Origin of the sequence: Pseudomonas sp. dw_612, assembly GCF_018449725.1 — a bacterium.
Taxonomy (GTDB): Bacteria; Pseudomonadota; Gammaproteobacteria; order Pseudomonadales; family Pseudomonadaceae; genus Aquipseudomonas.
The window spans coordinates 17,430-33,600 of record NZ_JAAVVC010000020.1 but is presented as its reverse complement, the minus strand read 5'-3'; the positions used below and the strand labels follow the sequence as shown (position 1 = coordinate 33,600).

Genomic DNA, 16,171 nt, shown 5'->3' with positions numbered 1-16,171 from the left:
AACTTCAGTACTGGGTTGTTTGATTAACTGCCTTCGTGGGGGCTGCAACTTGGTTAATCAGGTTTGCCTTGTTGGCGAGGCTGATTTTAGGCGTGGGGGTTACATTCATATACCCATGGTTTTGATAAACACCTTTCGCCATTTGCGTAACAATCGCGTTGAAGATCAAAAGATCGCAGGCTTCGCCAGCTCCTACGGGGGTGGGGAGGCCCGGATTGCGTGGGGTTGAGCGGTCAGCGGGGGTAACCAGGGCTATTTGTAGGGGCTTGTTACTACCATCGTCGAATGGTTCTATAGGCCCGGCCCGGCTACAACAGGGCCATACAAAAACAACTATTCCACCGAGGTAAGAAAGATGAGTGCGGCTTCTCTGTATCCCGTTCGTCCCGAGGTAGCAGCCAATACGCTGACTGACGAGGCCACCTATAAGGCCATGTACCAGCAGTCGGTCGTCAACCCGGATGGCTTCTGGCGCGAACAAGCCAAGCGCCTCGACTGGATCAAGCCTTTCACCACGGTGAAGCAGACGTCCTTCGACGATCACCATGTCGATATCAAGTGGTTCGCCGACGGCACGCTGAACGTTTCCTACAACTGCCTCGACCGTCATCTGGCCGAGCGCGGCGATCAAATCGCGATTATCTGGGAAGGGGATGACCCGGCCGAGAGTCGCAACATCACCTACCGCGAGCTGCACGAACAAGTCTGCAAGTTCGCCAACGCCTTGCGCGGCCAGGATGTGCATCGCGGCGACGTGGTGACTATCTATATGCCGATGATCCCCGAAGCCGTGGTCGCCATGCTGGCCTGCACCCGGATCGGCGCGATTCACTCGGTGGTGTTTGGCGGTTTCTCGCCGGAAGCCCTGGCGGGTCGCATCATCGACTGCAAATCCAAAGTGGTGATCACGGCCGACGAAGGCATTCGTGCCGGCAAGAAGATCCCGCTCAAGACCAACGTCGACGACGCGCTGACCAACCCGGAAACCAGCAGCATTCAGAAAGTCATCGTGTGCAAGCGCACCGGCGGCAACATCAAGTGGAACCAGCATCGCGACATCTGGTACGAAGACCTGATGAAAGTGGCGGGCAGCGTGTGCGCGCCGAAAGAGATGGGCGCCGAAGAAGCACTGTTCATCCTTTATACCTCTGGCTCGACGGGCAAGCCGAAGGGTGTTCAGCACACCACCGCCGGTTATCTGTTGTACGCGGCGATGACCCACGAGCGTGTATTCGACTATCGTCCGGGCGAAATCTACTGGTGCACCGCCGACGTCGGCTGGGTCACGGGCCACAGCTATATCGTCTACGGCCCATTGGCCAACGGCGCGACCACGTTGCTTTTCGAAGGTGTGCCGAACTATCCGGATATCACTCGGGTGGCGAAGATCATCGACAAGCACAAGGTCAACATCCTCTACACCGCGCCAACCGCTATCCGCGCGATGATGGCGTCGGGTCAAGCCGCCGTTGAAGGTGCTGATGGCAGCAGTCTGCGCCTGCTCGGTTCGGTCGGCGAGCCGATCAACCCGGAAGCGTGGGACTGGTACTACAAGAATGTCGGCAAGTCCCGTTGCCCGATCGTCGATACCTGGTGGCAGACCGAAACCGGCGGCAACATGATGAGCCCGCTGCCGGGCGCTCACGCCCTCAAGCCAGGTTCTGCTGCGCGTCCGTTCTTCGGTGTGGTGCCGGCGTTGGTGGACAATCTGGGTAACATCATCGAAGGCGTTGCCGAGGGCAACCTGGTGATTCTCGATTCGTGGCCGGGTCAGGCGCGCACGCTGTACGGCGATCACGATCGTTTCGTCGACACCTACTTCAAGACGTTCCGTGGCATGTACTTCACCGGCGACGGCGCTCGTCGTGACGAGGACGGTTACTACTGGATCACCGGGCGTGTGGATGACGTGCTCAACGTGTCCGGCCACCGCATGGGTACGGCCGAGATCGAGAGCGCGATGGTCGCGCACCCGAAAGTCGCCGAGGCTGCCGTGGTTGGCGTGCCGCACGACATCAAGGGGCAGGGCATCTATGTCTACGTCACGCTTAAAAATGGCGAAGAACCGAGCGAGCAATTGCGCCTGGAGCTGAAGAACTGGGTGCGCAAAGAGATCGGCCCGATTGCTTCGCCGGATGTGATCCAGTGGGCGCCGGGGCTGCCGAAAACCCGTTCGGGCAAGATCATGCGCCGGATTCTGCGCAAGATCGCTACCGCGGAATACGACGGGTTGGGGGATATCTCCACCCTGGCGGACCCGGGTGTGGTGCAGCATTTGATTGATACGCATAAGACGATGAACGTCGCGTAAGCGTCGGCCTGAGTCATGGAAGCCCTGCCAGGTGTTGAGCCTGGTGGGGCTTTTTGTTGTTGAAGATCAAAAGATCGCAGCCTTCGGCAGCTCCTACACGGAATGTGCTTGGCGTAGGAGCTGCCGAAGGCTGCGATCTTTTGATGTTGATCTTCAACCAATAATTATCGGTATCACCTGTAGGTCATTTCCCACTGTTACCCGTCGTCATGAAAGTAACTGAATGTGTAACCCTACGCCCGGCGACGGGGCATTGAGAAACGCCAAGCCCCGTTTCAGAGCCTCTCCAGCGCCCATGAAAAATAAGACACCACGCTACGCTTGCCGGATTAGAAGGCTTTGCCAATAATAGGCCCGCAATTTGCAGTATAGATCGGTTCACAATCTTTTGCTCTTGCATGAAATTGCAAGGCTGTCAACGTGCCCAAGTGCCTTTCTCAGTGCATCTGTAATTTGTTGTCGCATTGAAGAAATATCGGCTTCGGGCCTGTCGTTAGAATGCCGATCACTCGCTCGTCGTCGCTCGCGTTGAAATCAGCGCGGGTTTCTTAGGACGCAGCACCGCTTTCCCGTTTAACCCATTCGCATATTGGGCTTGTGCTCACTCTGCCGTTTTTGCCCTTTACCGATGGAGTCCCAAGATGAAGAAACTTGTGCTGCTTGGCGCCCTGGCACTGTCCGTGCTGTCCCTGCCGACCTTCGCCGATGAAAAACCCCTGAAGATCGGTATCGAAGCGGCTTACCCTCCGTTCGCCTCCAAGGCACCGGACGGCAGCATCGTTGGTTTCGACTACGATATCGGCAACGCCCTGTGCGAGCAGATGCAGGTCAAGTGCGTCTGGGTCGAGCAAGAGTTCGACGGTCTGATCCCGGCGCTCAAAGTGCGCAAGATCGACGCGATCCTGTCGTCCATGTCGATCACTGAAGATCGCAAGAAGTCCGTGGACTTCACCAACAAGTACTACAACACCCCGGCGCGCCTGGTCATGAAGGCCGGCACCCAGGTCAGCGAAGGTCTGGCCGAGCTCAAGGGCAAGAACATCGGCGTACAACGTGGTTCGATCCACGAGCGTTTCGCCCGCGAAGTCCTGGCCCCGCTGGGTGCCGAGATCAAGCCTTACGGTTCGCAGAACGAAATCTACCTCGACGTGGCCGCCGGCCGCCTCGACGGCACCGTGGCAGACGCTACGCTGCTGGATGACGGTTTCCTGAAAACCGACGCTGGCAAAGGTTTCGCCTTCGTTGGCCCGGCCTTCACCGACGTCAAATACTTCGGCGACGGCGTAGGCATCGCCGTTCGCAAGGGTGACGCGCTGAAAGACAAGATCAACGGTGCGATCGCTGCCATTCGCGAGAACGGCAAGTACAAGCAAATCCAGGACAAGTACTTCGCCTTCGATATCTACGGCAAGTAACACGTCCCAGCGACAAGTCCGAAATGGCGCAAGCAACAGGATCTCTGAGGTTTGCGCCATTTTTTCATCCCAACTTTCGAGGACCTGAATCATGTTGAAAGGCTACGGGGCTGTCATCCTCGATGGCGCATGGTTGACGCTTCAGCTCGCCTTGTCGTCCATGGTCTTGGCCATCGTTCTGGGGCTGATCGGCGTTTCGCTGCGTCTGTCCCCGATTCGCTGGCTGGCCTGGCTGGGCGATCTGTATTCCACGGTGATTCGCGGCATTCCCGACCTGGTACTGATCCTGCTGATTTTCTACGGTGGTCAGGACCTGCTCAACCGCGTCGCACCGATGCTCGGCTTTGACGACTACATCGACCTGAACCCATTGGCCGCCGGTATCGGCACCCTGGGCTTCATCTTCGGTGCGTACCTGTCGGAAACCTTCCGTGGCGCCTTCATGGCGATCCCCAAAGGTCAGGCAGAAGCCGGCATGGCCTACGGCATGAGCAGTTTTCAGGTGTTCTTCCGGGTGTTGGTCCCGCAGATGATTCGTCTGGCGATTCCGGGTTTCACCAACAACTGGCTGGTGTTGACCAAGGCCACCGCGCTGATTTCAGTGGTCGGTCTGCAAGACATGATGTTCAAGGCCAAGCAGGCGGCAGACGCCACTCGCGAGCCTTTCACCTTCTTCCTCGCAGTGGCGGCGATGTACCTGGTGATCACCAGTGTGTCGTTGCTGGCATTGCGTCACCTTGAGAAGCGCTACTCGGTAGGCGTAAGGGCGGCTGATCTATGATCTTCGACTACAACGTCATTTGGGAGTCCCTGCCGCTGTACTTCGGCGGCCTGGTGACCACCCTCAAATTGCTCGCGCTGTCGCTGTTTTTCGGTCTGCTGGCGGCCCTGCCGTTGGGGCTGATGCGCGTCTCCAAGAACGCCGTCGTCAACATGTCGGCCTGGCTGTTCACCTACGTGATTCGCGGCACGCCGATGCTGGTGCAGCTGTTTTTGATCTACTACGGTTTGGCGCAATTCGAAGCGGTGCGTGAAAGCTTCCTGTGGCCGTGGCTGTCCAGCGCAACGTTCTGTGCGTGCCTGGCCTTCGCGATCAACACCAGCGCCTACACCGCCGAAATCATCGCCGGCAGCCTGCGCGCTACGCCGAATGGCGAGATCGAAGCGGCCAAGGCCATGGGCATGTCGCGCTACAAAATGTACAAACGCATTCTGTTGCCGTCGGCCCTGCGCCGGGCGCTGCCGCAGTACAGCAACGAAGTGATCATGATGCTGCAGACCACCAGTCTGGCGTCCATCGTGACCCTGATCGACATCACCGGCGCCGCACGCACGGTCAACGCCCAGTTCTACTTGCCGTTCGAGGCGTACATCACCGCCGGCGTGTTCTACCTGTGCCTGACCTTCATTCTGGTGAAGCTGTTCAAACTGGCCGAGCGCCGCTGGCTGGGCTACATGGCCCCGCGGAAGCACTGATATGGAACGCATCGATCACTCATTGCCGTGGAGCCACCTGGGCAGCGAACGCCAGATTTCGGTGTTCCGCTTTGGTTCTGGCGAGCGCAAGGCCTACATCCAGGCCAGCCTGCACGCCGATGAATTGCCGGGTATGCGCACCGCCTGGGAGCTGAAAAAGCGCCTGACTGAACTCGAAGCCCAAGGCTTGCTCAACGGCGTGATCGAGCTGGTGCCGGTGGCCAATCCGCTGGGCCTCGGTCAATTGCTGCAAGGCAACCACCAAGGTCGTTTCGAGGCGGGCAGCGGCAAGAACTTCAACCGGGATTTCGTCGAGCTCAGCGCGCCAGTGACCGCTCAGCTCGATGGGCACTTGGGCGATGATCCGCATGCCAACATCCGCCTTATCCGTCAGGCCATGAGCGATCATCTGGCGGCATTGCCAGAGGCGAGCAGTCAGTTGCAAGGCATGCAGCGCGTCTTGCTCAGCCATGCGTGCACCGCTGATGTGGTGCTGGATTTGCATTGCGACGCCGAAGCCGCGTTGCACATGTACGCCTTGCCGCAACACTGGCCGCAATGGCGTTCGCTGGCCGCGCACCTGGATGTGAAGGTGGGTTTGCTGGCGGAAGATTCCGGCGGCAGCTCCTTTGACGAAGCCTGTTCGCTGCCGTGGTTGCGTTTGTCGCGCCACTTCCCGGACGCGCAGATTCCACTGGCGTGTCTGGCGACCACCATTGAATTGGGTGGTCAGGCTGACACCGGTCGCCCGCAAGCTGAATTCCAGGCCGAAGGCATTCTGGCGTTCCTCGCCGAACAAGGCCTGATCAGCGGCGAATGGCCGAAAGCGGCACACGAAGCCTGTGAAGGCATGCCGTTCGAAGGCACCGAATTGTTGTTCGCGCCGCACCCCGGTGTGGTGAGTTTCCTGCGTAAACCCGGTGAATGGATTGAAGCCGGCGATGAGATTTTCGAAGTGATCGATCCGTTGGCGGATCGGGTCAGCACGGTGTGTGCTGGTACGTCCGGGGTGCTGTTTGCCATTGAACGGCTGCGTTATGCCCAACCCGGTTTCTGGCTGGCCAAGGTGGCGGGGCGCGAAGCGCTGCGTCACGGGCGCTTGCTCAACGACTGACTGTTTTTGTGAGAACCGACCGCATGTACAAACTTGAAGTCCAAGACCTGCATAAACGCTATGGCAGTCACGAAGTGCTCAAGGGCGTGTCCCTGAAAGCGGCGGCTGGCGATGTGATCAGCATCATCGGCTCCAGTGGCTCCGGCAAAAGTACTTTCCTGCGCTGCATCAACCTGCTCGAGCAGCCGCACGCGGGCAAGATCCTGCTCAACAACGAAGAGCTGAAACTGGTTTCGAACAAGGACGGCGCCCTGAAGGCGGCTGACCCGAAACAGTTGCAGCGCATGCGTTCGCGCCTGTCGATGGTGTTCCAGCATTTCAACCTGTGGTCGCACATGACCGCGCTGGAAAACATCATGGAAGCGCCGGTGCATGTGCTCGGCATGAGCAAGGTCGAAGCTCGCGAGAAGGCTGAGCACTACCTGAACAAGGTCGGCGTGGCCCATCGTAAAGATGCTTACCCGGGCCACATGTCCGGCGGCGAACAACAGCGTGTGGCGATTGCCCGTGCGCTGGCGATGGAACCTGAGGTGATGCTGTTCGACGAACCAACCTCGGCCCTCGACCCGGAGCTGGTGGGCGATGTACTGAAAGTCATGCAGGCCCTGGCGCTGGAAGGCCGGACCATGGTGGTGGTGACCCACGAAATGGGCTTCGCCCGTGAAGTGTCGAACCAACTGGTGTTCCTGCACAAAGGCATCGTCGAAGAGAGCGGCAATCCGCGTGAGGTGCTGGTTAATCCACAGTCTGAACGCTTGCAGCAATTCCTCTCGGGCAGCCTGAAGTAAACCGAACTCCCGTTACGCACCCTGTAGGAGCTGACGAGTGAAACGAGGCTGCGATCTTTTGATCTTGATTTTTACAATTAAAAGATCGCAGCCTCGTTTCACTCGTCAGCGCCTACAGTGGGGGGCGGTAAGCCAGTTCCCACAGTTTGATCTTCATCGGTTTTGAGATATGCGTTCATTTACGGGCTAGCATTGGCCCATGCCTTTAACACTGTTTGAGTTTCGGATTGCCCACCATGACTGCCCATCGAATTGGTTTCCTGATTTGGCCCAGCACTAAAGCTCTGACGCTTGCGCTGGCTGAGGAGGCCTTGCGTGTTGCCCAGCGTGTGCATCCGGACGTTGTCTACGAACTGTCGTTCTTGCAGGCCGAACCGCCGACCGAAGGCGCTTGGCAATTGCCCGGTGAACCCTGGGCCGGCAAGCTCGAAAACTTCCAGAAGCTGTTTCTGCTCGCCGATGAGCCACCGACCGCACTCGCGCCGGCGCTCAGCAGTTCGCTGAAACAACTGGTGCGTGCCGGTTGTGTGATCGGTGGCTTGTCCGCCGGGGTTTATCCGTTGGCCCAGCTCGGTTTGCTCGACGGTTATCGCGCCGCTGTGCATTGGCGCTGGCAGGACGATTTCGCCGAACGTTTCCCGAAAGTCATCGCCACCAGTCACTTGTTCGACTGGGACCGTGATCGTTTGACCGCGTGCGGTGGCCTCTCGGTGCTCGACTTGCTGCTGGCGGTACTGGCTCGCGATCACGGCGCCGAACTGGCCGGCGCCGTGTCGGAAGAACTGGTGGTCGAGCGCATCCGCGAGGGTGGCGAGCGCCAACGCATTCCGCTGCAAAACCGCCTCGGTTCCAGTCATCCGAAGCTCACCCAAGCGGTGTTGCTGATGGAAGCCAACATCGAAGAACCCCTGACCACCGACGAAATCGCCCAGCATGTGTGCGTGTCCCGTCGGCAACTGGAGCGGATCTTCAAGCAATACCTCAACCGCGTGCCGAGCCAGTACTATCTGGAATTGCGCCTGAACAAGGCCCGGCAGATGTTGATGCAAACCAGCAAGTCGATCATCCAGATCGGCCTGTCCTGTGGCTTCTCTTCGGGGCCGCACTTCTCCAGCGCATACCGCAACTTCTTCGGCGCCACGCCGCGGGAAGATCGCAACCAGCGGCGCAGCAGCAGCCCGTTCGAATTGTCGTCGGTGCCTTCGGAGCGCGGCTGATTACGCTTTAGTGCTCCGTCTCTGAATCGTCTGAGTTGGACGCCTCCATTTCCGCGGTGTTGATAATCTCCTCAACGCCGAAATCGTGGCCAGACAATCTGAAGTAATCAATGAGCAGCGTCAGGCTTCGTTCGGAAAGCGGATTGTCACTCAGGTCGATATTCACACCTATTTCCGTGGGTAATTCGAGGATATCGCTGGGCAGCTCTCGAATGGCGTTATTGCTCAGGTTGGCAATATCCAGCGTTTGCAACTGCAATAGCCCCGGCGGCAGCTCGGTGATGTGCGTGTTGTTGAGGATGAGGGTGGACAGCTCGGGCATCTGGCTGACATCGGGTGTGCGCAGCAGTGGGTTATCGCTCAGGTCCAGGTAGTCCAGGTGTTCCATGCCGGCCAGTGCGGCCACCGTTTCGGGCGTCAGACTGATGCGGCATTCGGGCAACACCAGCGCCACCAGCTCCCCCATGTTGAAGATGGAAGGCGGGATATTACCCAGTCGATAATCTCGAATGGTCAGCCCTTTAAGTCTGGGGAAGCACCTGAGGAAGCCATCGCTGACCGACGTCAGCCCGGCATAACTGTGCAGGTACAGGTGCGACACGTGGCTGAAATCAGCGCTCAGCGTGGGCAACTCTCCCGTGACGACGAGCGCCAGGCTGAGTTCATGGGAAGGCTCGGCGGCGTCGTTGAAATCATCCAGCTCCGTCTCCCGGCGCCAGCCTTGCTGGACCGTGCGCCTGAATTCATCCCGCGTGTTGTGTTCGATCTGCAATTGCGCCGGGCTGAAGGCTTCACCGCTGACCGGATGTAACGGGGGAACGTTGCCGGTCCATGCCGTGAGGGTATTGCTCAGCGTGGTGTACTCGGTTTCCAGGCGCGTGAGTTCGGCTCGCCCGGCCTCCAGCGTGCCGGGCAGGCCGAACACAAACTCGTTGGCCTCTGCATGATTCAGGGTCGGGTAAAGGGCGATTGCCCGCTCGATATCGTCCTGTGGAGCAAAGACTCCCAAATGTTCACGTGTCTGTTGAAAGTAGGTCTTCACCCGGTTGAGTGTGTCGATGGACAGTGGGTTGCTCCCAAAGTCGAAACCGTTGGCCCTGTTCACCGGCAATTGGAACAGGGGCGCGGGTAACTCAGTGAGCTGGTTGTGGGAAAAGATTGCCGTATCCAGAGTTGGCAGGTTCAGCAGGCCGGGTGGAAGGCTCGAGATGCCGGTTTCCCCCAGGTCGATGTAGTCCAGTTGTGTCATGGCTTCGACACTGAACACTCGCCCCAACGGGTTTTTATACAGTTCCAGCGTGCGCATCCGGCTCAAGGACGCCAGCGCGGCCTCGGTTTCGACACTCAACGTGATCCCGCAATTGCTGATAATCAGTTGGTCCAGATTCGGCAATGACGTGACGTCCGGCAGCGCGGTCAATGGAATATTGCGTACTTCCATTCGGCGCAGGCCGGTGAAAAGGCGCAGGAACGCGTTGGCGCCACGGGTCGTTTCGCTGCCTTCAAGGGTCAGGTAGGCGACGTGACTGAAGTCCGCCCCAATGATCGGTAGTTCTCCAAAAATGGGGCGCGTGAACCTGAACATATAGCCGCGATCACCGGCATCCATATCACCGTCATTGAGTGCGGTCTGGCGGCGCCAGCAGCGTTGCAACTGATCCACGAGCAGTTCGCGGTTGCGTCGGGCAGCGATCAGTTGGCGGGACCTGGGGCGGGCGCCGGTTTGGGGATCAACCAGGGGCGTTAATTCGAGCCAGAGGCGCAGATCAAGGTTCATCTGCCTGTATTCGTCGTGCAGGCGCGTGAGTTCGGCTCGCGCGCCCGAGGGATGCTGGTGTAATTGGTGAACAAAATCTGCGGCTTCGGTGGCGTTGAAGGAGGGATAGAGCGCGTGAACATACTCGTGCAGTGCCGGTGCGCCGGGATGGCGGTTTGGATAGCCGTCGGCGCCGCCGGGCAAGCGCATGACGCTGGGGTCGTAGTGGGGTTTGCGCAGGGGGTGCCGGGACAGGATTGCTTGCAGTTCATCGTGGCCCAAGGCGTGTTCCATGATGATGTGTCGCAGTTGTACGCCTTGGCCTGTTTGCAGGTTCAACGCCTTGCGTTCGCTATCGGGGAGTGCCCGGAGCACGCTGTTATAGAAGTCTTCAGCGCCGGACAGTGACTGGCCCCACTCATCAAACGCTTGGTAGTCACCATCTTCGAGTTGTACCAGCACTTTGTGCAGGGTTGCATCCGGCCGGCCAATGCGGTCGATGTTTTCGCCGTCGAAGGAATAGCGGTTGAGCTCAATCCGCACGTCCCCGGACCAGCCGGGCAGGCGTGACACGGAATGCAGGGCCAGTCGAGCGGCATCCGGGTTGTCCTGTGTGCCGAGTTCCAGGCTTTCGCGGGCACGCACGGCGCGTACCTGTTGTTGCGCCCATTGGGCCAGTTCCTTCAGCCGAGGGGGGACGGTGCCCTGTTCCAGTTGTTGCCATTCAGTGCCGCTCGCCGAGTCCAGCAGTGCTTCGGCGACCGGGCCGGGCAGACCGGGGACGGTGTCCATCAGGTGCTGGGCCAGCGGGTCCGCGATGGGTTGCAGCGTTCGGTATCGGGCATCGAACAGCGCGCTGCGTTGAGCTTTCGCGACATCGGCCAGCCTGGATCGCAGTTGCCTGGCTCGCGCTTCAAGCGCCAGCGCCGGTGCGCCAAATGGCTCATCGAACAACGCCTTGATTTCATCTTCCGTGAGGTGGTTTAACGCGGCCCTCAGGACGTCGCCGCTGTCCGTTCGCAGATCATGAATGCGTGAGCCGTGCTGAGGAGTCTGTTGCCACAGCACCTCAGCGTTGTCGCCGAGCAGTCGAAGCGCTTTGTTTTCGGGCCAGGGGAAATGTTCTGTCAGCAGTTGCAACTGGGTTGCCGGATCGGCCGTGGTGTAAGCCTCGATGTGGTCGCTGGCGATTCGATCGATGAAGGTCTGGATGTCCTTATCGATTTTGAAACGCTGAAGGGTATCGGCCAGCAGGGGCGGCAAGGTCTCATGGTCGACATGCATCCGGCGCAAGGTGTTTTCGTGGTAGCCGCTGATCCTGAGTACCTGCTCGCGCTCAGGTCCGGACAGTGACTCTGCAACATGACCCAGGCGCTGAAGGAGCTGACGGCGGTCCCATTGCAGCGGCTGTTCGAGTTCGGTGTGCCAGGTGCCCTGGTTGTTGTGTTCCAGCAATGGCTTGTAGGCGTCGCTCCGGGTCGGGTGCTCTATCTGAAACTGTTGGCGCGTTGCATCGCGTGTGACTTCGTAGTGTCTGTTTTCCAGTGGCAGAATTCTTTTCCCCGCGTGCGTGTGCAACCCCGATGCATCGGGTTTGCTGTGAGTGGGCAACAGGATGTTTTGCTCGTAGGGCCTGAGGTCGCCGTTCCAGTAGCGGATTCGGCCATTGGCGGATTTCACCGCCATGAAGCGGTCGATGAACGCCACGCATTCCTTGGGCATGACGTTGCGAAACTCCTTGGCCGCAATGCTGCCGCCCACGGCAAATGCCCCCAGTTGAACGATCGATTCGACAAGGGCCAACGTATGTTCCAGAGCTTGCCGGGTCAGGCCTTGTGACCAGTCGATGATCGACTCGAAGGCTTCGTCCAGCAGTTGATAAACCATGTACGCCATCATCATTTCGCCGAGCACGGGCACGAATGGCAGAACCACGAACGCGGCAATCTCCAGCAGTGTCGAGGCGATGCGGGTGAAGGAATCCCACAGTTCCCATCGCGCCTTGCGGTCGGCGCTGGCGGTGGACACGGCCAGGATGCGCGCATCGTTGAGGATCTTGTCGAGCTTGCGCTGATACAGGTGTTCCCACAGTTCATCCCGGATCGGCGTGGCGGAAAATTGCAGGTTTGTGCGTTTGGCTGGCGACTCACGCCAGGAGGGCAGCGGATCGCCGGACGCGCGGGGATGCCAAGTGATTTGCGTCAGGCGGTTGTTCAGGTTGGCGAAGAAATAGCCGCGATCAGCGTGGTCGACGAAGCGACTGAAAAACTGTTGATAGTCGCTGGAGCGCAGTCTTGCGCTGAGGTCAGCCATGAAATGGCCGCTGGACGGGTATTCCTTGATCGGGTGCTGCGGATCGTCGGGGATATAGGCGATGACCCTGACCGTCCCTCGGTGCTGTTCCAGGTCCGGGGCGAACAGGATGATCCCGGTCAGGCGCGCTGCCATCATCGTCAGGTCGTGACAGAGCAAGGTCTTGCCGTCGAGCAGTCGTCCTGGCGCGCCCGTCGCCAGCGCAAGAATGGCTCGGTACGCGTCGTCCTTGAGCCTGTCCTTTGGCAGACGCGCCAGTTCCAGGGCCATGAGCAGCGCGGCTTTTTGGCTGTCCATGATCGACGGTCGCAAAACGGCGGCGGCCACCGGGTTGCTGACGCCGAGATTGTCTTCAAGCCAGGTCTGGTATTGCCCGCCGATATCCAGTTCGCGGCATAACGTCGTGAAAGCGGGAATCGTCAGCGCGTTCTTGATGTGATTCAAGGTTTCGAACTGGCCGGACGATGACGGTTGGGTAATGAAGGTTGAGTCTGGCTCGTGGGCGCTTTCGCTGGTTTCCGACGGTTCGAAGTTATGCAGGGCGGCATCAAGCAGCGACACGGTCCAGATCCGCGCGGCGCCGGACTTGATCGGGAACCAGGGGATTGACGCCGGAATGTAGAGCCGCAAAAACGTGGCCTTCACGTCCAGGTCCAGGCCGCAGCGTTGTTTGATGGCGTTGCGCAGCAAGGGCTCGCCGAAGGATCGGGCGTCTTCGAGGTGTTCCAGGCGCTCGTCCACGCCGTTCTGGGCCGTCCAGAAGGCGGCGTTGAGCCGTTTCAGCGCGGTATGTTGGCCGGGCGTGGCGTTGCGAAACGCCTCCCGCAGGTGCGGCGGCGTTTTTCCCAATGCGGCCCGTCGGGTGGTCGAGGCCTTGAGCAGCCACTGAGGCAGATGATTGGCCAGGTGTTCGTAGTGACTGTTCGGGTGCTTTTGCCATGCCGGAGTCGGCGATGGGTTGGAAATATTCACGGGTTTCATCCTTGAAGGGGTCGGCCCCCAAGAAAACCCGTTTTGCCTAAGGCATGTGCGGTACATAGTTACCGCACCTTCGCCAACGACTTGAAATCTAATGTCGCCCGCGCTGCCGCTAATCCCGTGCATCGGTTTAAACTGCGCCTTTGCGACGGTATATGTCGCATTGCCGTAAACCCGGCTGAAACCGGGGTTTGCGCTATAAGAAGTTGTCGCTTGGCGGCAAGGCCGGGCTGAAAACTGTCCTTACAATCCCCTCATCGCTCGCCAGTTTCAGGCGAGTGTTCCTCTTCAGGAGACTCCGATGTCCGTTGAGCACGATGCGGTACAACGCGCCGATTTCGACCAGGTAATGGTTCCCAACTACGCGCCTGCCGCTTTCATCCCTGTGCGTGGTGCCGGTTCCCGCGTTTGGGACCAGTCTGGCCGCGAGCTGATCGACTTCGCCGGCGGGATTGCCGTTAACGTATTGGGCCATGCGCACCCGGCGCTGGTCGGTGCCTTGACCGAGCAGGCGAACAAGCTGTGGCACGTGTCCAACGTGTTCACCAATGAGCCGGCCTTGCGCCTGGCCCATAAGCTGATCGACGCCACGTTTGCCGAGCGCGTGTTCTTCTGCAACTCCGGCGCCGAAGCCAACGAGGCCGCTTTCAAGCTGGCCCGTCGCGTTGCCTTCGATCGTTTCGGTACTGAAAAATACGAAATCATCGCCGCGCTGAACAGCTTCCACGGTCGCACCCTGTTCACCGTAAACGTCGGTGGTCAGTCGAAGTACTCCGACGGTTTCGGTCCTAAAATCACCGGCATCACCCACGTGCCTTACAACGATCTGGCCGCCCTGAAAGCCGCCATTTCCGACAAGACCTGCGCCGTGGTGCTGGAACCAATCCAGGGCGAGGGCGGCGTAATGCCGGCCGAACTGGCTTATCTGCAAGGCGCTCGCGAACTGTGCACCGAGCACAACGCGCTGCTGGTGTTCGATGAAGTGCAAACCGGCATGGGCCGCAGCGGCAAGCTGTTCGCCTACCAGCATTACGGCGTGACCCCGGACATCCTGACCAGCGCCAAGAGCCTGGGCGGCGGTTTCCCGATCGCGGCGATGCTGACCACCGAAGACCTGGCCAAACACCTGGTCGTCGGCACCCACGGCACCACGTATGGCGGTAACCCACTGGCGTGCGCTGTTGCGGAAGCCGTGATCGACGTGATCAACACTCCGCAAGTGCTGGCCGGTGTCAACGCCAAGCACGACAAGTTCAAGGCGCGCCTGGAACAGATCGGCGAGAAATACGGCTTGTTCACTCAGGTCCGTGGCCTGGGCCTGTTGATCGGCTGCGTGCTGAGCGACGCCTGGAAAGGCAAGGCGAAGGACATTTTCAACGCCGCTGAGCGTGAAGGCTTGATGATCCTGCAAGCCGGCCCGGACGTGATTCGCTTCGCGCCGAGCCTGGTGGTGGAAGATGCTGATATCGATGCCGGCCTGGACCGTTTCGAACGCGCTGCTGCGAAGTTGACGCAAGCCTGATAGACCCTTCGACGCCTGAGTTTCAGGCGTCGATCCAAATTTTTATGCCGGACCAGATTCAATGTGGGAGCGGGCTTGCTCGCGAATGCGGTGGGTCAGACAGCGATGATGTCGACTGATACACCGCTTTCGCGAGCAAGCCCGCTCCCACATTAGTCCGAGTGTCTTCAATGACTGCCCGGTTATTTTTCCTGAAGTGTTAGATGAGAAAGGAGTGACACCATGCTGGTGATGCGCCCCGCGCAAATGGCTGATCTGGGCGAGGTACAGCGTCTGGCTGCGGACAGCCCGATTGGTGTCACTTCCTTGCCGGATGACGTTGAACGCCTGAGCGACAAGATCGCCGCGAGCGAAGCCTCGTTTTCCGCCGAAGTCAGCTTCAACGGTGAAGAGAGCTATTTCTTCGTCCTCGAAGACAGCGCCACTGGCCAACTGGTGGGTTGCTCGGCGATCGTCGCGTCGGCCGGTTACTCCGAGCCGTTCTACAGTTTCCGTAATGAAACCTTCGTGCACGCCTCCCGCGAGCTGAAGATTCATAACAAGATCCACGTGCTCTCCCAGTGCCACGACCTGACCGGCAACAGCTTGCTGACCAGTTTCTACGTGAAGCCGGAGTTGGTCGGTTCACCGTGGGCGGAACTCAATTCCCGTGGTCGCCTGTTGTTCGTGGCCAGCCATCCGGAACGCTTTGCCGATTCCGTGGTGACCGAGATCGTCGGTTACAGCGATGAAAATGGCGACTCGCCGTTCTGGGACGCGATCGGTCGCAACTTCTTCGACCTCAACTACGCCGCTGCGGAGCGTCTGTGCGGCTTGAAGAGCCGGACCTTCCTCGCCGAGCTGATGCCGCATTACCCGATCTACGTGCCGTTGCTGCCGGACTCCGCGCAAGAAGCGATGGGCCAGGTGCACCCGCGGGCGCAGATCACCTTCGATATCCTGATGCGCGAAGGCTTCGAGACCGATCATTACATCGACATTTTCGACGGCGGCCCGACCTTGCACGCCCGCGTCTCGGGGATCCGTTCGATCGCCCAGAGCCGCGTGGTCCCGGTGAAAATCGGTGAGCCGGTCAAAGGCGCCGGCCGTCAGTACCTGGTGGCCAACGCCCAGTTGCAGGATTACCGCGCGGTATTGCTCGAGCTCGATTACGCGCCGGGCAAACCCGTGACCCTGGACCTGGAAGCGGCCGAAGCCCTGGGCGTCGGTGAAGGTGCCAGCGTGCGCCTGGTCGCGGTTTAAAGCCTTTCGAGTTTTTTAGCGGGTGGCGCAAGCGGCCCG

10 protein-coding genes are annotated in these 16,171 nt (G+C 59.5%); 9 read left to right on the top strand and 1 reads right to left on the bottom strand.

Annotated features, from left to right (window positions below):
* Positions 1–355 precede the first annotated feature (355 nt).
* The 7 genes from acs (at position 356) to argR (ending at position 8,321) form a co-directional block, all read left to right on the top strand.
* Positions 356–2,311: an acetate--CoA ligase gene (gene acs, locus HB680_RS24795; RefSeq protein WP_123407307.1), complete on the top strand. Its 1,956-nt coding sequence runs from the start codon at positions 356–358 to the stop codon at positions 2,309–2,311.
* A gap of 641 nt (positions 2,312–2,952) precedes the next feature.
* Entirely contained in the window at positions 2,953–3,726 is a 774-nt protein-coding gene (locus HB680_RS24790; protein ID WP_213941052.1) for an ABC transporter substrate-binding protein, read from the top strand.
* A gap of 91 nt (positions 3,727–3,817) precedes the next feature.
* Positions 3,818–4,507, top strand: coding sequence for an ABC transporter permease (locus HB680_RS24785; RefSeq protein WP_123407311.1), 690 nt, complete (start codon positions 3,818–3,820; stop codon positions 4,505–4,507).
* The gene (locus tag HB680_RS24780; RefSeq protein ID WP_213941051.1) at positions 4,504–5,202 is read left to right on the top strand and encodes an ABC transporter permease; all 699 of its coding nucleotides are present in this window, start codon (positions 4,504–4,506) and stop codon (positions 5,200–5,202) included. Before HB680_RS24785 ends, HB680_RS24780 begins: the two co-directional genes overlap by 4 nt.
* Position 5,203: 1 nt before the next feature.
* Entirely contained in the window at positions 5,204–6,316 is a 1,113-nt protein-coding gene (locus HB680_RS24775; RefSeq protein ID WP_213941050.1) for a M14 family metallopeptidase, read from the top strand.
* 23 nt (positions 6,317–6,339) lie between these two features.
* Positions 6,340–7,104 carry an ATP-binding cassette domain-containing protein gene (locus HB680_RS24770; RefSeq protein ID WP_213941049.1) on the top strand — a complete coding sequence of 255 codons (765 nt, stop codon included), beginning with the start codon at positions 6,340–6,342 and terminating at the stop codon, positions 7,102–7,104.
* A gap of 236 nt (positions 7,105–7,340) precedes the next feature.
* On the top strand, positions 7,341–8,321 hold the full coding sequence (gene argR, locus HB680_RS24765; protein WP_054044763.1) for a transcriptional regulator ArgR: 981 nt from the start codon (positions 7,341–7,343) through the stop codon (positions 8,319–8,321).
* 7 nt (positions 8,322–8,328) lie between these two features.
* Here the strand turns inward: argR and HB680_RS24760 are convergent, their stop codons facing one another.
* Positions 8,329–13,362 (bottom strand): DUF6543 domain-containing protein, encoded by a 5,034-nt coding sequence (locus tag HB680_RS24760; RefSeq protein ID WP_346657416.1) that lies wholly within the window; start codon positions 13,360–13,362, stop codon positions 8,329–8,331.
* 307 nt (positions 13,363–13,669) lie between these two features.
* Between HB680_RS24760 and HB680_RS24755 the strand changes: the two genes are divergently transcribed.
* Both HB680_RS24755 and aruF read left to right on the top strand, forming a co-directional pair.
* A complete protein-coding gene (locus HB680_RS24755; protein WP_213941047.1) occupies positions 13,670–14,890 on the top strand; it encodes an aspartate aminotransferase family protein in 1,221 nt (406 codons plus the stop codon).
* Between the two features lie 222 nt (positions 14,891–15,112).
* Complete coding sequence (gene aruF / locus HB680_RS24750) at positions 15,113–16,132, top strand: arginine/ornithine succinyltransferase subunit alpha (protein WP_133837983.1); 1,020 nt, start codon at positions 15,113–15,115, stop codon at positions 16,130–16,132.
* The last annotated feature ends 39 nt before the right edge of the window (positions 16,133–16,171 follow it).